Source organism: Curtobacterium sp. MCLR17_054 (assembly GCF_003234335.2).
Taxonomy (GTDB): domain Bacteria; phylum Actinomycetota; class Actinomycetes; order Actinomycetales; family Microbacteriaceae; genus Curtobacterium; species Curtobacterium flaccumfaciens.
Genome location: NZ_CP126263.1, coordinates 3,228,802 through 3,247,977, shown reverse-complemented (window position 1 = coordinate 3,247,977; position 19,176 = coordinate 3,228,802). Strand labels below are relative to the sequence as shown.

General features: G+C 64.5%; 17 protein-coding genes. 11 read left to right on the top strand and 6 right to left on the bottom strand.

Features of this window, described 5'->3' with window-relative positions:
* Positions 1-208: 208 nt before the first annotated feature.
* Complete coding sequence (locus tag DEJ08_RS15350; RefSeq protein ID WP_071405882.1) at positions 209-1,414, bottom strand: MFS transporter; 1,206 nt, start codon at positions 1,412-1,414, stop codon at positions 209-211.
* Positions 1,415-1,769: 355 nt separating this feature from the next.
* Here DEJ08_RS15350 and nrdH point away from each other — a divergent pair, with 355 nt between their 5' ends.
* The 7 genes from nrdH to DEJ08_RS15315 all read left to right on the top strand — a co-directional run bounded on the left by nrdH (position 1,770) and on the right by DEJ08_RS15315 (position 11,305).
* Complete coding sequence (nrdH, locus tag DEJ08_RS15345) at positions 1,770-2,003, top strand: glutaredoxin-like protein NrdH (RefSeq protein ID WP_017886897.1); 234 nt, start codon at positions 1,770-1,772, stop codon at positions 2,001-2,003.
* 111 nt (positions 2,004-2,114) lie between these two features.
* The gene (gene nrdI, locus DEJ08_RS15340) at positions 2,115-2,531 is read left to right on the top strand and encodes a class Ib ribonucleoside-diphosphate reductase assembly flavoprotein NrdI (RefSeq protein ID WP_027465945.1); all 417 of its coding nucleotides are present in this window, start codon (positions 2,115-2,117) and stop codon (positions 2,529-2,531) included.
* A 17-nt stretch (positions 2,532-2,548) separates the two neighbouring features.
* On the top strand, positions 2,549-4,654 hold the full coding sequence (nrdE, locus tag DEJ08_RS15335; RefSeq protein WP_111055199.1) for a class 1b ribonucleoside-diphosphate reductase subunit alpha: 2,106 nt from the start codon (positions 2,549-2,551) through the stop codon (positions 4,652-4,654).
* 90 nt (positions 4,655-4,744) lie between these two features.
* Entirely contained in the window at positions 4,745-5,719 is a 975-nt protein-coding gene (gene nrdF / locus DEJ08_RS15330) for a class 1b ribonucleoside-diphosphate reductase subunit beta (RefSeq protein WP_017886894.1), read from the top strand.
* Positions 5,720-5,962: 243 nt separating this feature from the next.
* Positions 5,963-9,445, top strand: coding sequence for an AAA domain-containing protein (locus DEJ08_RS15325; RefSeq protein WP_111055198.1), 3,483 nt, complete (start codon positions 5,963-5,965; stop codon positions 9,443-9,445).
* Positions 9,446-9,579: 134 nt separating this feature from the next.
* Entirely contained in the window at positions 9,580-10,893 is a 1,314-nt protein-coding gene (locus DEJ08_RS15320; RefSeq protein WP_146248541.1) for a hypothetical protein, read from the top strand.
* A gap of 163 nt (positions 10,894-11,056) precedes the next feature.
* Positions 11,057-11,305, top strand: a complete 249-nt coding sequence (locus DEJ08_RS15315) for a hypothetical protein (protein ID WP_111055196.1) — start codon at positions 11,057-11,059, stop codon at positions 11,303-11,305.
* A gap of 165 nt (positions 11,306-11,470) precedes the next feature.
* On the opposite strand, the gene DEJ08_RS15310 is transcribed toward DEJ08_RS15315, so the two are convergent.
* The 3 genes from DEJ08_RS15310 to DEJ08_RS15300 form a co-directional block, all read right to left on the bottom strand.
* Complete coding sequence (locus tag DEJ08_RS15310) at positions 11,471-12,343, bottom strand: carboxypeptidase-like regulatory domain-containing protein (RefSeq protein WP_181439047.1); 873 nt, start codon at positions 12,341-12,343, stop codon at positions 11,471-11,473.
* Between the two features lie 220 nt (positions 12,344-12,563).
* A complete protein-coding gene (locus DEJ08_RS15305; protein WP_111055194.1) occupies positions 12,564-13,799 on the bottom strand; it encodes an acyl-CoA dehydrogenase family protein in 1,236 nt (411 codons plus the stop codon).
* A gap of 416 nt (positions 13,800-14,215) precedes the next feature.
* The gene (locus tag DEJ08_RS15300; RefSeq protein ID WP_111055193.1) at positions 14,216-14,641 is read right to left on the bottom strand and encodes a hypothetical protein; all 426 of its coding nucleotides are present in this window, start codon (positions 14,639-14,641) and stop codon (positions 14,216-14,218) included.
* Between the two features lie 254 nt (positions 14,642-14,895).
* Here DEJ08_RS15300 and DEJ08_RS15295 point away from each other — a divergent pair, with 254 nt between their 5' ends.
* Genes DEJ08_RS15295 through DEJ08_RS15285 form a run of 3 tightly spaced genes read left to right on the top strand, consistent with a single transcriptional unit; the run spans position 14,896 to position 15,822 of the window.
* Positions 14,896-15,099 carry a hypothetical protein gene (locus DEJ08_RS15295; RefSeq protein WP_111047496.1) on the top strand — a complete coding sequence of 68 codons (204 nt, stop codon included), beginning with the start codon at positions 14,896-14,898 and terminating at the stop codon, positions 15,097-15,099.
* A gap of 5 nt (positions 15,100-15,104) precedes the next feature.
* Positions 15,105-15,374 carry a PLD nuclease N-terminal domain-containing protein gene (locus DEJ08_RS15290; protein WP_214550083.1) on the top strand — a complete coding sequence of 90 codons (270 nt, stop codon included), beginning with the start codon at positions 15,105-15,107 and terminating at the stop codon, positions 15,372-15,374.
* 37 nt (positions 15,375-15,411) lie between these two features.
* Complete coding sequence (locus DEJ08_RS15285; protein ID WP_146248540.1) at positions 15,412-15,822, top strand: DUF1648 domain-containing protein; 411 nt, start codon at positions 15,412-15,414, stop codon at positions 15,820-15,822.
* 187 nt (positions 15,823-16,009) lie between these two features.
* On the opposite strand, the gene DEJ08_RS15280 is transcribed toward DEJ08_RS15285, so the two are convergent.
* Together DEJ08_RS15280 and DEJ08_RS15275 are read right to left on the bottom strand one after the other, a co-directional pair.
* Positions 16,010-17,059, bottom strand: a complete 1,050-nt coding sequence (locus DEJ08_RS15280; protein ID WP_111055192.1) for a methionine synthase — start codon at positions 17,057-17,059, stop codon at positions 16,010-16,012.
* 37 nt (positions 17,060-17,096) lie between these two features.
* The gene (locus tag DEJ08_RS15275) at positions 17,097-18,053 is read right to left on the bottom strand and encodes a putative oxygenase MesX (RefSeq protein WP_111055191.1); all 957 of its coding nucleotides are present in this window, start codon (positions 18,051-18,053) and stop codon (positions 17,097-17,099) included.
* A 119-nt stretch (positions 18,054-18,172) separates the two neighbouring features.
* Here DEJ08_RS15275 and DEJ08_RS15270 point away from each other — a divergent pair, with 119 nt between their 5' ends.
* A complete protein-coding gene (locus DEJ08_RS15270; protein ID WP_111055190.1) occupies positions 18,173-19,120 on the top strand; it encodes a LysR family transcriptional regulator in 948 nt (315 codons plus the stop codon).
* Positions 19,121-19,176: the final 56 nt, after the last annotated feature.

The window sequence follows — 19,176 nt, the reverse complement described above, 5'->3', positions numbered from 1 at the left end:
CCCATCCTGCCGGTGCCTGGCGGGCGCGCGCCGGGCCTCCAGACAGTCTGTGGAGAACGCGACCCCGGACGCCGGGCGCACGTTCCTTCCCATACCGGCCGCGATGGCGAGTGGAAACGGGCGTACCTGGTCAGAACCTCCGACCAGGTACGCCCGATTCGACCAGGTACGCCCGAAACCGCCCGCCGCCGCGCGCCCGGCCCCCCGCTCAAGTCGGCAGGTGCACCGGCTCGGTGTCGGGGAGGGGGCTGGCATCGCGGCCGCGCAGGTCGGGCAGCCAGCTGCGCATCGCCAGGGGGAGCAGCACGCCCAGGCCGGCCATCACGGCGCCGACGGTGAAGCCGCCGACGGGGCCGCTGCCGTCGATCAGGAAGCCGGCGATCGCCGAACCGCCGGCGGCACCGATCAGCTGGCCGGTGCCCATCCAGCCGTAGGCCTCGGCCGTGTCGGAGAACTTGACGGTGGCGGAGACCGAACCGAACATCACCGCGAGGGCCGGCGCGATGCCCACACCCGCGATGACCAGGGCCAGGCAGAGCCACCAGAAGCCCGTGCCGCCGAGGGCCAGGGTGAGGCCGACGAAGACGACGGCCATGCGCGTCCACAGGGTGTTGCGGGAGATCGGGCGGTGGCCGAACGCCAGGCCGCCGGCGAGCGAACCGACCGCGAACACCGCGAGGACGATGCCGGCGTTCGGGCTGCCCTCGCCGAAGACGCTGGTGACGCTCGCCTCGACCGCGGCGCACGCTCCGATGAGCAGCAGACCGGTCAGGGTGGCGACGACGACGGCGGGGCGCTTCAGCACGACACCGAAGGCGCGCTTGGAACGGGGGATGCGGACGCGGCCGAGCTCGGGGGAGGCGATGAACCACGCGCCGCCGACGACCAGGAACACCATCGCGACGACGATCGCCTCGACCGTGCCGACCTGGGTGGCGACGAAGGTGGTGATGACCGGGCCGGCGACCCAGATGAGTTCCTGCGCGCTGGCGTCGAGGGAGAAGAGGGGTGTGAGCTGCGCCGACGTCACCATCTTCGGGTAGATGGTGCGCACCGCCGGCTGCACGGGCGGGACCGCCAGGCCGCCGAGGAACCCGACCACCACGTAGCCCCACAGCGGCATGACCACGAACGCGATGACCACCATGCTGATCAGCGCGACGATGCTCGTCAGGATGAGGACGGGGCGCATGCCCCAGCTGCCCATCCACCGGCTCGTCAGAGGGCCGGCCAGTGCCTGCCCGATGCTCGTCGTCGCGAGCACCAGACCGGCCGCGCCGTAGGAGTCGAACACGTGCTCGACGTGCAGCAGGTAGGCCAGCGACAGCATGCCGAACGGGAACCGCGCGGTGAGCTGTGCGGCGATGACACGACCCACGCCAGGGGTCTTCAGGAGGGGCCCGTACGTACTCACGAGACGAGTGTACGGACCGGCCGGACGGGGGTGTCCCCCGTCCTGGGGAGGGGCGGTTCGCGACACGCCGACGCGTTGATTCCACATCTGTGGATCGGGACTGTCCACCGGTGTGGGGAAGTGTCGGTGGTCGGCCGCAGACTGGCGGAAACTCGGGCCTCCCGGGAATCCACAGACTGTGGAGGACGTTGTGGAGAACTACATGGCTGTAACACTTCCTCTAGTGGTCGGTGCTGCGGCTAGCCACTAGATGTAGTGTGGAGGCATCGCAGCGGCCCCTCCCGGACACGACTGCGGACAGACATCAGCACCACCTCCACAGCACAGCAGAAACCAGTAGGAACCAGGGGAGAACATGGCCGTCACCGTCTACACCAAGCCGTCCTGCGTCCAGTGCACCGCGACGTACCGGGCCCTCGACAACAAGGGCATCGAGTACGAAGTGCACGACGTCTCCACGGACGAAGCAGCGCTCGAGCACGTCAAGAGCCTGGGCTACATGCAGGCCCCCGTCGTCGTCACGGACGACGACCACTGGTCGGGCTTCCGCCCCGACAAGATCGCGACCCTCAGCGCCGAACTGGCGTAGTCGTTCTGCGGGCCCCGAAGGGGCCCGCAGGCAGGGCATCTCGGGAGGAGCGACTCGCCTCTCCTGGCCCGTCCGGTCCGCCTGTCCGCACCTTTCCACGAGGAGCGCACCATGAGCCGATTGGTCTACTTCTCGAGCGTGTCCGGGTACACCGCGCGCTTCGTCGAGAAGCTCGGCCGCGACGCGGACCGGATCCCGCTCTACCCGAGCGAACCGTTCCTGCACGTCGACGAGCCCTACGTCCTGGTCCTGCCCACCTACGGTGGCGGCAACGGCGAGGGTGCAGTCCCCAAGCAGGTCATCAAGTTCCTCAACGACGCTCACAACCGCTCGCTCATCCGCGGCGTGGTGGTGGGTGGCAACACGAACTTCGGCGAGGCGTACGGCCTCGCAGGGGACGTCATCGCGCAGAAGTGCAACGTCCCCCTTCTCTACAGATTCGAACTCTTCGGGACCCCTGACGACGTGTCGGCGGTCAACTCAGGATTGGATGCATTTTGGACGCAGCAGTTGCAGACGTCGATCTGACGTCGCCGCAGACGGGGATGGACTACCACTCCCTCAACGCGATGCTCAACCTCTACGACGCGGACGGGAACATCCAGTTCGACAAGGATCGTGAGGCCGCCAAGCAGTTCTTCCTGCAGCACGTCAACCAGAACACCGTCTTCTTCCACAACCTGAAGGAGCGGCTCGACTACCTGGTCGAGAACGAGTACTACGAAAAAGCCACGATCGACATGTACTCGCTGGACTTCATCCAGCGACTCAACGACCTGGCGTACTCGAAGAAGTTCCGGTTCCAGACGTTCCTCGGCGCGTTCAAGTACTACACGAGCTACACGCTCAAGACGTTCGACGGCAAGCGCTACCTCGAGCGCTTCGAGGACCGCGTCGTCATGACCGCCCTCGGCCTGGCCCAGGGCAACGAGCAGCTCGCCATCGACCTGGTCGAAGAGATCGTCGCCGGCCGCTTCCAGCCCGCGACCCCCACGTTCCTCAACACGGCGAAGGCACAGCGCGGCGAGCTCGTCTCCTGCTTCCTGCTCCGCATCGAGGACAACATGGAGTCGATCTCGCGCGGCATCAACTCCTCGCTGCAGCTCTCGAAGCGCGGCGGCGGCGTGGCCCTGCTCCTCTCCAACATCCGCGAGGCCGGCGCCCCGATCAAGCAGATCGAGAACCAGTCCTCGGGCATCATCCCCGTGATGAAGCTGCTGGAAGACTCCTTCTCCTACGCGAACCAGCTCGGTGCGCGTCAGGGTGCCGGCGCGGTCTACCTCAGCGCCCACCACCCGGACATCATGAAGTTCCTCGACACCAAGCGCGAGAACGCCGACGAGAAGATCCGCATCAAGACGCTGTCGCTCGGCGTCGTCGTGCCGGACATCACGTTCGAGCTCGCGAAGAACAACGAGGACATGTACCTGTTCTCGCCGTACGACGTCGAGAAGGTCTACGGCGTCCCCTTCGGCGACGTCCCGATCTCCGAGAACTACCGCGCGATGGTCGACGACTCGCGCATCAAGAAGACGAAGATCAAGGCGCGTGACTTCTTCACGACCATCGCCGAGATCCAGTTCGAGTCGGGCTACCCGTACATCGTGTTCGAGGACACGGTGAACAAGGCCAACCCGATCAAGGGTCGGATCAACATGTCCAACCTGTGCTCGGAGATCCTGCAGGTCAACACCCCGACGACCTTCAACGAGGACCTGTCCTACAAGGAGATCGGCAAGGACATCTCCTGCAACCTCGGCTCGCTGAACATCGCGCTGACGATGGACTCGCCGGACTTCGGCAAGACCATCGAGACCGCCATCCGCGGCCTGACCTCGGTCTCGCAGATGTCGCACATCACCTCGGTGCGTTCCGTCGAGGACGGCAACGACAAGTCGCACGCCATCGGCCTCGGCCAGATGAACCTGCACGGCTACCTCGCTCGTGAGCGCGTCTACTACGGCTCCGAAGAGGGCATCGACTTCACGAACATCTACTTCTACACGGTGCTGTTCCACGCCCTGCGTGCGTCGAACAAGATCGCGATCGAGACCGGCGAGACCTTCGACGGCTTCCGCGACTCGAAGTACGCGTCGGGTGAGTTCTTCGACAAGTACACCGACCAGACGTGGACCCCCGCGACCGCTCGCGTTGCCTCGCTGTTCGGCAACGCGAACATCACGATCCCGACGCAGGACGACTGGAAGGCGCTGAAGGCGTCCGTCCAGGAGCACGGCATCTACAACCAGAACCTGCAGGCCGTCCCGCCGACCGGTTCGATCTCGTACATCAACCACTCGACGTCGTCGATCCACCCGATCGCGTCGAAGATCGAGATCCGCAAGGAAGGCAAGCTCGGCCGCGTCTACTACCCGGCGCCGTTCATGACGAACGACAACCTGGACTACTACCAGGACGCGTACGAGATCGGTGCCGAGAAGATCATCGACACGTACGCCGCGGCGACGCAGCACGTGGACCAGGGCCTGTCCCTGACGCTGTTCTTCAAGGACACCGCCACCACGCGTGACATCAACAAGGCGCAGATCTACGCATGGCGCAAGGGCATCAAGACGATCTACTACATCCGTCTCCGCCAGCTCGCGCTGGAGGGCACGGAGGTCGAGGGCTGCGTCAGCTGCATGCTGTAGAGCTGCCGCTCTGCTCCCTGGAGGCGCGGTGCCAACCCGCACCGCGCCTCCAGTCCGTCACTTAGTCACCATCTCTGTAAGGAACACACGTTGGTCGAGAAGCTGAAGCTCATTGATCGGGTCCAGGCCATCAACTGGAACCGCATCCAGGACGACAAGGACGTCGAGGTCTGGAACCGTCTCGTCAACAACTTCTGGCTGCCCGAGAAGGTGCCGCTGTCGAACGACGTGCAGTCGTGGAACACGCTGACGCCGGCCGAGCAGACCCTGACCATGCGTGTGTTCACCGGTCTGACCCTGCTCGACACCATCCAGGGCACCGTCGGCGCCGTGTCGCTCATCCCCGACGCGATCACCCCGCACGAGGAAGCCGTCTACACGAACATCGCGTTCATGGAGTCGGTGCACGCCAAGTCCTACTCGTCGATCTTCTCGACCCTCGCGTCGACGCGTGAGATCGACGAGGCCTTCCGCTGGTCCGAGGAGAACCCGAACCTGCAGAAGAAGGCGTCCATCGTGATGGACTACTACCAGGGCGACAACCCGCTGAAGCGCAAGGTCGCCTCGACGCTGCTCGAGTCGTTCCTGTTCTACTCGGGCTTCTACCTGCCGATGCACTGGTCGTCGCGCGCCAAGCTCACGAACACCGCCGACCTGATCCGCCTGATCATCCGTGACGAAGCCGTCCACGGGTACTACATCGGCTACAAGTACCAGAAGGGCCTCGAGACCCTCACGCAGGCCGAGCGCGACGAGCTCAAGGACTACACGTTCTCGCTGCTGTTCGAGATGTACGAGAACGAGGTGCAGTACACGCAGGACCTCTACGACGAGGTCGGTCTGACCGAGGACGTCAAGAAGTTCCTGCACTACAACGCCAACAAGGCGCTGATGAACCTGGGCTACGAGCCGATGTTCCCGAAGAACATCACGGACGTGAACCCGGCCATCCTCTCCGCCCTGTCGCCGAACGCCGACGAGAACCACGACTTCTTCTCGGGCTCCGGGTCGTCGTACGTCATCGGCAAGGCCGTGAACACTGAGGACGAGGACTGGGACTTCTGACATTTCTCGTGTAGCAGCGCCCCGCGGCCACTGAGCCGCGGGGCGCATCTGCGTGCGCCGTGGAGTTCGATCCGACAAACTCGTTACCGGAGGCGGGCTGGTCCGGTCAAAATCCGACACGTCGCTTCTTCATGGAGGCGTCAGGGCGGTCGCCTATCGGCGGTCTCGGTGACGAACCCTCCGATAGAAAAACACCTGGACCGAGGGTAGCGGCTCAGGGCGTGAACAGATTAATGTCGAACTGTGGCTGAACTCGGGGCTGGGCCCATCATCTTGAACGATCGCTTTGTGCTGCCTCGAGAGGCTTTTAGCTCGGGTGGGCACGCGGAACTCTTCAAGGCCTACGATAACGAAACCGGTCAGCACGTAGCTGTCAAGCTTTTCGCACCGGCTCAGCACGTGGACCCGCGGACCATCGAGCTGTCGTGGAACAACGAGATGAGCGTATACGACCGGCTCGAAGCTCATCCGAATCTGTTACAGGTAGTCGACTTCGGGACCCCTGCCGAGGGCAAGCCTTGGATCGCATTTGAGTGGTGCGGAACTGACCTCCGTTCCGTCATCGAACGAGACCCGCTGACTTGGGATGAGCTTAGCCGCGTCGCGCGGGAGATACTCACCGGCCTGAGCGTGCTCCACGCGAAGGGCTGGGTACATCGCGATCTGAAGCCGGGCAACATTTTGGTCGACGGGCCGATTGTCAAAGTCGCAGATTTTGGCACAATGCGTTATCGCGAAGTGACAAGTTTCGGGATGACGATGAGTCAGCTCGGAACTCGCCCGTATTGTCCCCCTGAGTCTGGGACTGAGAACCCGATTCCCGCGTACGACGTATATTCATTCGCAGTACTGATCATTTGTTGTCTGCTCGGTGATTTTGATCTCAATGGCACCACCCCAACGGCCTCGCTGAGTCGAGTGACTGTGCCAAGCCCCATCCGATCTTTACTTGCGCGGTGCTTGAGTGACGACGAAGAGCAGCGTCCGGGCAGTGCCGGGGTAGTTCTCGCTGAGCTAGACCAAATAGCCAAGGGGACGCTCGAGGAGCGAACGATACCTGAGATCGGTCTTCATGTTCCGAACAACGTCGTCCAGATTTTTCGGAGTACGACACTTGCTGAAACGGCGGGATTCGAGGAATTCCGTCGCGAATTCGGGCCTCAATCACGTGTGGTTCGGGATCAGAGAACAGTTGAAAAACAGGGCCTCCTGTTGATCGGCCAATCGCTACTGGCGGCCGTTGCGCCTCATGAATCACGGCCCGGTTCCCTGTTCGTGAAGCACGTCTGGCGCCCGCCCTTTGCTCACCTTGAACGTCTCCGGAAGCGCGGTCTGACGGCAACAATCCGATGGGTTGCTTCGCCGATGAGGCCGGTTGAAGCGGATACCGCAATTAGTGAGCTTTTCCGGGGAATCGCCGAGCGGGAGGCGGCGAACCCCGAGAAATTCGCGCGTGGGGAGGTTCACGACCGCTGGCAGCGAGTACTTGACGCGAAATTTGCCCTGGCTCGGGGGCGGGGAAAGGATATCAACTATTCGGCGCTGCGTGTTGACGGAGCTCGCGTCTATCTAACGACCTCGGACCGCGCTGCTGATCCGCAGCTTGGAGAACTACGTGTGATCAGAAGCACCACCGGTCGTTCCGTTCGGGGTGAGGTGGAGGCGATTGAGGGTAGTGCGGTAGTCATTTATGTCAACGAAGGCAACCCGGAGGACTTGCCGAGAAGAGGTGTGCTCTCGGTCGACGCTGAACGGACGGTATCGAAACTTCGCCGTGAGCAGGACGCTGTTCGGCGGGTATTCGAAGGGCACGCAGCGCGGTCCGATCTAAAGGACATATTAACTAATCCTGGGCTCAATCCGCTCCCCGTGACACAAGAAGTTGAGGCGTTTGCTCAGAAAGACCTTGATGATGCGAAGCGTGACGCGGTAGCGTCTGTTCTCGGTGCGAGTGGAATCAGTCTGGTTAAGGGCCCGCCGGGTACTGGGAAGACCACACTAATTGCGGAACTTGTTGCGCAGCAACTGAGTAAAAATCCCAATTCGCAGATTTTGCTCGCTTCGCAGACCCACATCGCTCTAGACCACGCCTTGAGCAAAGTGAGTGCCGTTACACCTGCCGCGTCGATTTTGCGAATCGGGGCGCCGGATCAGCTTTCGGCCGAGTCTGAGGCTTGGACTGTGCCGTCCCAGCTTGAAGCGTGGAAAACAGAAACCGAGTTGACGGTGGCAGCGTTTATCACCGAACATCTGGAGTCGTCCGGGCTTCTCAATGTACCCACACGCAGTGTCGCGACACGGTTGAGGGCCCAAATTGAACGACGCACCCGCACCGCGAGTGAACTAGAAGAGGTAGAAGCCGCTCTGGTAGTGGCGCAGGCCGAGCACGAACAAATCCGTGACGCGGTCGAGAGCCTTTTTCTCGCTGTAAGCAGGGTCGAACGCGGACAGTCGGCAGCTCCGCAAGCCGTCCTCCGGGACGTTACTCGGCTCGCAGACGCTGTTGAACAACTTGGCGTGGACCTGGAGCAACGGGTGCCGGCTATGAGCGACCTCGAGGCCTTGAGGGGGCGGATTGTGGAACTGGACGACCGTCTGTCGGGGCTGCGGGACGACACGCGGCAGGCGGTCGACGAGCTGCGACAACTCGGTGGTTTCAGCGATGACATGACCGAGGTCGAACTACTGGGACACGTTGATAACTCGGTGACTGCCGCAGATAAGCGAGTTCAAGATCTTCAATTGCTCGCGGCCGACTGGTTGGAGCGTTTCCGCCCGACGAGTGAATTCAGAGTCGCATTGCTGTTCCGAGCATCGGTAGTGGCGTCTACCTGTGTTGCCCTCACTGGGTCTAAGGGAGCTGAGCGGGTAGAGTTTGACCTTTGCATCATTGATGAAGCCTCGAAGGCGACGCCGACCGAACTCATGGTCCCAATGGCAAATGCACGCCAATGGGTGTTGGTCGGCGATGAGAAGCAGCTTCCTCCCTTCCTTGATTCGGAGCTTGCTGATTCTGATTACCTTGCAGACCGGGACCTGACACGAGCCGAGGTCGATGAGCGGCTTTTCGAGGTGTTGGGAGGGCAGCTTCCTATACAGTCAGTCGCGAGTCTCAGCCATCAGCACCGTATGCATTCTGATATCGGAGCCCTGGTGAGCGAGGTATTCTACGGAGGTGACTTGCAGTCTTCGGAGCGCAAGGTTTCGCCTCTGGTCGAGAAGGCGTTGGGTAGTGCTGTACTTTGGCACGATACGGGGCGAAAGAGCCTTGAGCGCCGTTCTGGATCGAGCTTCGAAAATAGGGCGGAAGCGCGCGCAATCGCGGACCTCGTGAGTAACGTCGATAACTACGCTGCCCTCCTCGGCCTAGAGGAGGTGCAAGTTGCCGTTCTTGCGGGGTACGCCGCTCAAGTGCGGACGCTACAAGAAGTTTTGAGCGGAACTAAGTCGAAACTGAAGGTAGTGCGCGTCAAAGCTGCAACTATCGATTCCTACCAGGGGCAGGAGGCTGACATCTGTATGATCTCGATAACCCGCAGTAATGCGCAGGGGGATGTGGGTTTCCTGAGTTCGCCCGAAAGGCTCAATGTTGCGCTGTCGCGAGGTCGTGACGGATTAGTTATTGTCGGAAATCGTGCGATGGCTAACGGGGAGAGGGCTTCCCGTAAGGCTCGCGCTCTCTCGGCGGTCTCGCGGGCAATCACGCGACTTGGTTACGACAAATGAGTGCTGAAGTGGGGCTAGGTGCCAACCCTGACGGGCTTCTTCGTCGTGACGGCTTTCGCTTGCTCTCGACTCGGAGTGCCGCCCTCCCCCTGTGGCGCACAGTGGTGCGTTCACGAATTCTGACCAAAAGCCGCGTGCCCACGTTCACTGAGTTCGTCTTGAGAGCCATCAGTCTCGGTGTGGGGAAGGTCGAGGAAGTCACTCGTCTGCTCAACCTACCTAAGCAGGTGGTGGATGGAACGGTGGCGGAACTGATCTTTGACAGGTACCTCACGGTTCGGACGAGCGAAGGGGAAACGCTACTTGAACTCAGCCCGACTGGAAAGACTTTGGTGGGTACCCTCGTTCACGAACGGGTCATCGAAGGCACATCGACCTATCTCATCGACGGGCTGTCCGGAGATCCCATTGCGGTCAGTCGTGACCTCGTGCTCTCGGCCGATGACTTGGACCGTGACCCACGTCTTGTTCTCAACCCGGAGTTTGACGTTGATCTGGACTTTGGCCCGGACGATACGTCGCGGTTTTTAGAGATTAGTCCTGTCCAAGCGGAGCGCGAAAGCACGTTGCTGTCTGTGCTTGGGGTCGAATCGGCAACGAAGCAATACGCCGCGGTAACTATCCTTCTTTTCGAATCCGAGGTGGACGCGAATGATCGCTACTTGCGAGTTTCGATGGACGGGCGACAAGATGAACGGATTGAATCGCTAATCCGCGAAAAGGGTTTGCTAGAGGCAATGGGCCTCGGTCAGCGGATTGATGAGGACCGTCGAAGAGTGGACCGACTGCTGCCGACTGAGATTCGTAGCTCCAGAGCAGTCGATCAGCGCGTGGAAGAGGCTATTGACGAGTTGAGGCGGCTGAGTCAAGTGCATACCGCCGATGATGACGAGGATGCGCTCGATGCTCGCCGCTCGCGGGTGCGGGCCGAGTTGTCCGCGGCTCCAGTTCGTCGACTGTCGGTCCGGGAGGTTGCCGAGCACACGGAAATTGGGCTCCTGGCGTCGAGACAAGGCGTGCTTATATCGGCGTCCAGGCTGTGGCCAGTGGCCCGCGACGAGCACTATTCAGCGATTCTACGACAACTTCTCGAATCGGGTTGCCCGGTCACCTTCGAAGTTCCCTCCGCTAACCGGCAAGCCAAGGTCGATTCGGTCACTCTGGCGCGACTCAAGCTTGAGTTTTCCGGTGACGGCATCGATTTCATTGAGTCAAAACCAGACCATGAGGCTAGTTTCATTGTTTTTGATCGGACTTCAATGACCGTATTTCCCGGCACGCCGTTTAGTGAAGTTGGTGCTCTTCACGATCGACTCGGCGACGATAGGCCGACGATCATTCGGGGGACGGAACGTGTGCAAGCGGTCATATCCGCCGCGCACGCGGAGAATCCTACGGCGCGTGGTCGGACCGCAGAGTTATCGAGGGGAGTGCTGCCGCAGCGGTGAATTATCGGCGGCGAGCGTGGGTGCCGGTACGCGGTCGCTTATCCTCAATCGAATCCGAGGGGAGCAACTCTCGGGGGTTCCCAAACCTGGGAGGACGCGAGAGACGAGCTTTGCGGCGCTGCCTACAGCCACCCCTGGTGATTCGAAGCTCCGGACTGGCGGTATGTTGCAAGAGATCAGCGTCAAGCTGCGCCGCCGGGAGGACGACGGGGAGTACCGCTTCTACATCGTCGGCCGTGACCACGACCTCACCGAACCGCTCACGGAGACCATCGACGTGCAGGTGGCGCACGAGCCCCGGCATCCTGCCGAGCTGTTCACGGCCGACCAGGCTGCGCCGGTGTTCATGCACTACGTCGAACACCAGACGGTCCCCGACGGCTACACGCTCCGTCTCATCGCCGACATGTAGAAGGTGGCGACGCCACCGTCGCGTGTCCGCGACCGTGTGCCGGACAGGAGGCGCGGTGCCAGCTGGCACCGCGCCTCCTGTCCGTTGCTGCTCACGCGACCGCGTGCAGTCACGCAGCCAACCGCGTCCGGCCAGCCCTGTGCTGGGGATGGTGCTGGGTCCGAATCATCCGAGGGCGCCGCCCCAGAAGTCGTGACCGCCGAACACGACCTTCACCGGGACGGCCTGCGCTCGGTCGGCCACGTACCGGTACGTGCCGCCCGGACGTCCGAGCCACAGCACCTGCGCGGTCGTTGTGGTCGTCGCGACGGTCCGGAGCTCCACCACGTACTGCCCGGAGGGGATCTGGAACTGCGCCGTCTGCTCGCTGTCGAGCAGCGTCGAGAACCGGGTCGAGAACGACGCTCCGGTCGTCGCGTTCGTCACCGTGACGGTCGCACCGCTCAGCTGCGCCGACGGGCTGCGGGACGCCGAGGCCGCGTAGACGACCAGGTCGTAGTCGCTGTGTGCGTAGTGCCGTGACAAGGTGACTCGGGAAGCCGGGAGCGTTCCTCGCTGCTGGTACACCCGGGTCTTCCAGACGGCGGGCGACGCCGTTCCGCTGGCGTAGGCCTCGATGCGGTACTTCCCGGTGCTCAACCCGACGAACCGGTACTGGCCCGCGCTGTCCGAGGTCGTCCGGAACACCTGCGAGGTGTCCTCGTTCCAGGCGTACATCAGGCGACCGGTGGCGGGTCCCGTCGGGCCGACCACGCCGCCCTGCACGGTGGCACCGATCACGAGCGGCACGGTGACCGCGACTGTCGAGCCGCCGCCGACGGCGATGCCCGAGCGGAGTCCGGGGGCGTAGGTCTCCGTTCCGTGCGGCGGGAGCTGCCGCGTCGTCACCGTGACGGTGTCCGGTGCCGGGATGCCGGTGAACGTCGCGGTGCCGTCATCGTCGGTGGTGGCGTTCCCGACGACGACGTCGGTGCCGATCGCTGCGAGTTCGACGTCCGCCAGCCGGATCGCGGTGCCGTCCGGCGTTGCGAGCTGCACGGTGATCGTTCCGGATCCGGCCGCAGTCGCTGGTGGCGCGAGGCCGATCAGCGCACCTGCTGCCAGCGCAACGACCAGCGTCGTCCCCGTGATCAGTCGCATCGTGTTCCCCGATCGTTGGCCAGCCGTGCGTTGCCAGGGACTGTACGCGGGCGGGCGGCCGGTGGGGCAGGCACATCGCAGCAGCGGTCACGCAGAAGCGTCTCGGCTTCGACAGGCGTCACGAGGTGCGGGTCGCACCGATCGCCCAGACGCGGGGCGGTTCTGCACCGTTCACCGCGTGGTCACCGATGATCCGTGCCTTGAACACCCACGGGTTGTGGCTGCCGGCGGTGCGAGCGTTCCGCCAGTGCCGGTCGAGGTTCTTCGTCGTGCTCACCCCGGACGCCGCGAGTGCGTCGAACAGGTGCGAGGTCGCCGTCGTCGCCAGGGTGGTCAGCGCCACCTGCGCCTGCGCGGTCGCGAGTTCGGCGCGGTCGTTGCGGCGCTCGTCCTCGGCTGTGTCGAGCCCGGCTCCCTCGTACGCACCCTGCAGGGCCGCGGCGGCCCGGTCGACGATCGCGGTGGCGGCGAACCCGGCCGCCGACACCTCGCCGACGACCTGCAGGATCTGCGGGTCTGCCGCGAACGTGTCGGCGTTGCCGTGTGAGAAGACTCGGGTGCGGTTGCGGACCTCGCGCGCGATCTCCCGTTCGGCTGCGAGGACGGACCCGGCGAGGACGCTCAACAGCACGCCCTGGTAGAACGCCGTCTGGTACTTGAACCGCTCGTCGAAGGGGATCACCGCGTCGGCTTGCACGACGGCGTCGTCGAAGGTGCTGGTGCCGGAGCCGGTGGTGCGCTGCCCGAACCCGTCCCAGTCGTCGGTGTGGGTGACCCCGGGCTGGTGCGCGTCGACGATCGCGATGACCCGCTCGCCGGTGTCCGTGCGTTCGGCGTAGGTGTCGATCCAGTCGGCGAAGATGCTGCCCGTCGAGTAGTACTTCTGCCCGGTGATCCGGAACGTCCCGTCCGGCTGCGGGGTCACCTTCGTGATCACGTCGCCGACCTGCACCGACCCGACTTCTGTCCACGAGTTGCCGGCGATCTCACCGCGGCCGAAGCGGTTCAGCCACCCCTCGCGTTCCCCGGTCCGTGCGACCAACCGGTCCTCCACCAGTGCGAAGTGGCCGCGGAGCGCCTGGGGGATGTTGCTGTCAGCAGCGGCGAGTTCGGTAAGCAGGCGGAACAGCTGGGGCAGTGTCGCCCCGGCTCCGCCGTGGGCGACGGGGACGCGGACGGCGCCGAATCCTGCCGCGGCGAGTTCGCGAATCTCCTCGAACGGGAGGCGGTGGTCGCGTTCGCGCTCGGAGGCGCCGGCAGCGATGCGGTCGAAGATCGGACGGAAGCGGGCGAGGAGCTCGTCGTCGGCGCCCTCGTCGATCGTGCTGTCGGCGGTCTGGTTGCTGATGGTCACGAGGACTCCTTCGTGCTCTGGGCTGCTACCTGTCGCGTTGTGTGGCGCCGGGTGGTGTCGATTCGTCCGGTGTGGGCGGACAGCCCGACCAGATGTGCGCCATGGCGAGACTGTGGCATCGCCGAACGCCCGCGAGAAGGGTTGTGTCGATGTGTGTCGGAGGGTGACTTCCCATGACACGTGACCGCGCAGCGACGAGGTGGGGGTTCGCAGCAGCGCCTTCGCGGGGCTGCGCGTGTGCGATGGCCGCGGAGCCCGTCGGACGGAGACGGGCATGCTCTTCCGAGAAACCCGCGTAGGCCACGCTCAGAGCAGCGCGCATCAACGACGGAGCACGCACCAGCCAGAGGACCGGCCACTGCCTGGCTGGGTGTGGGCGAAAGCCGTGGTCTCGGCGTCGTTCACTCCGGTGACGTTCAGGCCGGCGGGGTCGTCCCTGCGCCTTCGGTGTCGTCGGCACCCGCAAGACCTGTCCCAGCCTGATCGAGGTTCTCGTGGGGGTCGCCCATGTCTCCGGTCGCAGCGCCGGTGCGGGACAGCCCGAAGTGTTTGCGGACGGCGTTCGCCTCGGCGGGGGACAGGGTACGTCCGGCTCCGAGGGACGGCGCGTCCTTGATCGCGTCCTTCGTGTACCCGACGTGCACGTCCGTGCCGTCGAACGTGGCATCGTCGGCGGGGACGAGCGCCTGGTGTCGCCCGAGCAGTCCCGTCGCGACACAGACGTAGGCCGCACTGCCGTCCTCGTCGGAGGAGAACACCTGCACGACCTTGCCGACTGATACGCCGTTGCGATCCCGGACAGTCGCACTCTCGACCTGGTGGATGACGCCCTTGGTGATCATGAACGTAGTCAACGCCCTCGAGTCTGACGCTTCGCAGACGCCGTCCTGCAGGCTGGCGCTGTGGACCCGAGCCTCGGAGTCTGGGGCCGCGTTGCCGCGCCACTCGATCGGTCGATCGCCCTCCGCGCGTCCACGACACGCCCGGAACACCTCTGAAGTTGCAGATCTGATGTATCACTAAGTTGACTGCTCGTTGTCGGCAACGCTGCCGACGCGAGAGCCGGCTTTGATGCCGGAGAACGAGGGGAATTTCCATGAAGCAGTCGTCCTACGGACGTGTCGTCTCGATCGGCGCAGCCTGCGCCGTCGTCGCCGGACAGGCCACTGCGAAGTGCAAGGTCGTCGTGAAGCGAGGTGTGCCGACTCCATGGGGCACGGTTGCGTGGAGCACCTACTCCTCGATCCAGCGCCTCAGCGCCAAGGGCAACGGCGCGATCACATACAACCGCTGGGAGTGAGCGGAATGGCGTCTTGGCAGGAGGAGCAGATGATGAATCCACTTGTTCCAACAGCGCTCGACGGCGTGCTGATGGCCGTATCCCTCTTCGCGCTGTTCCTCGCACTCGCAGCGTTCATCTCGCTGATCCGATCTCGGTCGACCTTTGGCCGTCGTTTGCTCGGATGGACTCTCGTCGTCCTGTTCGCTCCGATCATCGGGCCGGCGACGTGGTTCGTCGCTCGGCACCGCGAACGGTCGATCGAGCCCAGAAGTGACGACGTTGGCCAGCGGTGAGGGGAACTTTCGGTCGGATCAGCACCCTGTCCGCAGCATGAATCCGCGTGCCTTGTTCGCAGCCGTCGCTGCTGCGTTCCCCGTCGTGGTCGAGGTCGCGGTCACCAGCGTCTGGTGGGATCGGTTGCCCGACCGGATCGCGACGACGTTCGGCCCGGATGGCAGCCCGAGCGGGTACGGAACTCCGTTGGGAACCGCGATCCTGCTCGCGGCGGTACAGGCGCCGTTCCTCGTGGGGGCGGTCGGCTCCGCTTTTGCTCGAGACCGGCGCAGAGGTCGCATCTCGTGTGCGGTCACCGCAGGGTTCGTTGCGGCGCTCGCGATGAGTTGGTTGATCATCGTGGGATTGGCGTCTTCGACGTTGAGTCCGACGGCTTGGTGGCTTCTCGCGGCGGCGCCCGTGTGGGCGTTTGTCCCGTACTGGTTGCTTTCCCCCGCGAGGGACTGAACGCGGATCGCTGAGACACCGACCGGGGTCCAGGGGCAGTGAAAGGCGAGGGCAGCACCAGCGCGACCAGCCGGCCGGGCGGAAGCCGCGCCTCCAGGCCGGACCGAAAGCCGCGCACGCGGCGGACGCAACACGAACGGCGGCTCTCCTCCTTCCGGAAGAGAGCCGCCGTGGTGTCTCGCGGTGATCAGTGGGCCGACGGGACCGCCGTGCCGACGAGCTCGGCCCGCACGATGTCCGCCCCAGCGGACAGCGCGCCGAGTTTGTCCAGCGCCGCACCCCGCGCCAGGGGCGCCATCCCGCAGTTGGAACTCGGGATGAGCTTGTCTGCATCGACGAACTCGAGCGCCCGACGCAGGACCTCCGCGACCTCTTCCGGGGTCTCCACGGTCTCGGTCGCGACGTCGATCGCCCCGAGCATGACCTTCTTGCCGCGGATGAGCTCGACGAGTTCAAGCGGAACGTGCGAGTGGATGCACTCGAGCGACACGATGTCGATCGACGACTGCTGCAGCAGCGGGAAGGACTGCTCGTACTGCCGCCACTCGGCGCCGAGGGTCTCCTTCCACTTGTTGTTCGCCTCGATGCCGTAGCCGTAACAGATGTGCACGGCGGTCTCGGCGCGCAGGCCCTCGGCTGCGCGCTCGAGCGCGGCCACGCCCCAGTCCTGCACCTCGTCGTGGAAGACCGTGAAGGCAGGCTCGTCGAACTGGATGATGTCGACGCCGGCGTCCTGTAGTTCGCGTGCCTCTTGGTTGAGGATCGTGGCGAACTCCCACGCCAGCTTCTCGCGGCTCTTGTAATGCTGGTCGGAGAGAGTGTCGATCATCGTCATCGGGCCGGGGAGTGCCCACTTGATGGGGCGATCGGTCTGAGCCCTCAGGAACGCAGCGTCCTCGACGAACACGGGCGCCCGACGGCTGACGGCACCGACGACGGTCGGGACGGCCGCGTCGTAGCGGTCGCGGATGCGGACGGTCTCCTTGCGCTCCAGGTCGACGCCGTCCAGGTGCTCGATGAACGTCGTGACGAAGTGCTGGCGGGTCTGCTCGCCGTCACTGACGATGTCGATGCCGCGGCGCTCCTGCTCGTGCACGGCGGACCGGAGGGCGTCCTGCTTGCCCTCGGTCAGTGCTGCTCCTTGCAGCTCCCAGGGGGACCAGAGTCGCTCGGGCTCGGCGAGCCAGGACGGCTTCGGCAGGCTGCCGACGATCGAGGTGGGGAGGAGAGAACGCATGGGTGTGACGGTCCAGTCAGTCGAAGGGCAGAGGAAGTCAGCGCGCGAGGGCGGGATCAGCCAACCGGGCGAGGAGTGCGTGGTGCGGCCGCACCAGGTGCTCCTCGGTCCACCGGCCCTGCGTGATCCCGAGGCGGCTGCGCTCCTCGCGGTCGTACGTCACCGGGGTGGGCGTGAAGTCGGTGTGGTCGAGGGTGGGGCGGTAGGTGCTGCCGGCCGGGGTGTTCGCGGCGTAGACCTCCGGGCGGTAGATCTTCTGGAACGTCTCCATGGTGGCGATCGTGCCGATGAGCTGGAGGTCCGTGTAGTCGCCGGTCAGGTCGCCGCGCGTGTAGAACGCGAGCGGTGCAGCCGCCCCGGCGGGCTGGAAGTACCGGACCCGCATGCCCATCCGGCCGAAGTAGTCGTCGGTGAGCGAGGAGTGCTCGTGCTCGTACTCGGCGCCGAGCACCGGGTGGACGTACCCGTTCCGGCGGTAGGTCTGGCTCGTCGAGACGCTGATGCAGACGACGGGCTCGGCACCGAACTGCGACCCGAACGCGTCTGACTCCAGGAAACGCTGGAAGAGTGCCCCGTGCAGCTGGCCGAAGTCGGACGGCAGCGACGGCGACGACGGCAGCAGCACCGAGAAGTCGTAGTCACGCAGGTACGACGAGAAGTTGTTGCCGAGGATCCCCTGGTGACGCTCGCCGGTGTGCTGGTCGACGATCGTGACGTCGAGCATCTCGAGCAACGGGAACTCCGCGTCGGAACCACCGTCGGAGAACTCCAGCGCCACCGAGACGATGTCGAGCTGCAGACGGTAGCGGTCGTGTGCCGCGGCCAGCTCGTTCGCTCGCCCGTCGATCATCGCCAGCGCAGCGCGGAGGTTCTGCTGACGGTGCTCGCCGCGCGCCAGGTTGGCGAAGTTCGTGGTCAGCCGGGAGCTGTCGGCGGGGGAGTAGTCCTCGTCGAACCGGGTCCGGGTGATGCTGAAGGTGAGGTCGTTCGCCATGGTCGGCAATCTGTTCGTCGAGCGCTCGCAGGCGCTGGGGAAGGGGTGCCTCGATCATGGCGGGATTCCCGGGCCATCAGGTAATACCGAGACGCTATGCACCGGTATAGCCTCGGCCTATGGCCCGTGTCTCGAACGACATCACCCTGCAGCAGCTCCGGTACTTCATCGAGGTCGCGACGGAGGGCTCGATCAGCGCAGCGGCCGACCTGCTCTACGTGTCGCAGCCGACGATGTCCGCGGCGATGAAGGACCTCGAGACGCGGATCGGGCGCCCGCTCTTCACCCGATCGGCCCGAGGAGTCGTGCTCACCGTCGACGGCGTCGAGTTCCTCGGGTACGCCCGGCAGGTCGTCGAGCAGGTCTCCCTGCTCGAGCAGCGGTACGTCGGCGGCCAGCGGTCGCGTCGGTTGCTCGGGGTGTCCGCCCAGCACTACTCGTTCGCGGTGGAGGCCTTCGTCCGCATGGTCGAAGCAGCGGCAGCGGCTGCGGACGAGTACGAGTTCTCGCTGCGAGAGACGCGCACCTGGGACATCATCGAGGACGTCCGCACCCTGCGCAGCGAGGTGGGCATCCTCTACCGCAACGACTTCAACAAGCAGGTGCTCGGCAAGCTGCTGCGGGACGCCGGCGTCGTGTTCACGCCGCTGTTCGTCGCGCAGCCGCACATCTTCGTGGCCAAGCGGAACCCGCTCGCGTCACGGGAGCGTGCGACCCTCGAGGACCTCGTCGACCTGCCTCGGCTCACCTTCGACCAGGGTGCGAACAACTCCTTCTACCTGGCCGAGGAGATCCTGTCGACGATGTCGAGCAAGCGGGAGATCCGGGTGTCGGACCGGGCGACGATCTTCAACCTCATGATCGGGCTCGGCGGGTACACGATCTCGACCGGGCTCATCAGCGACGACCTCGACCCCGAGATCGTCGCCATCCCGCTCGACGTCGACGAACGCATCGAGATCGGCTGGATCGCGCACGCCTCGGTTCCCCTCACCGTGCAGGCGCAGGCGTACCTGGACGAGTTGCGTGCGGTGGTCACCAGCTACGGCGTGGAGCCGCTCGGGTAGGCAGGCGGCGGGTCCGGCGGTTCCAGCGATCGGCCTGGAGGCCCGACACGCGTCCG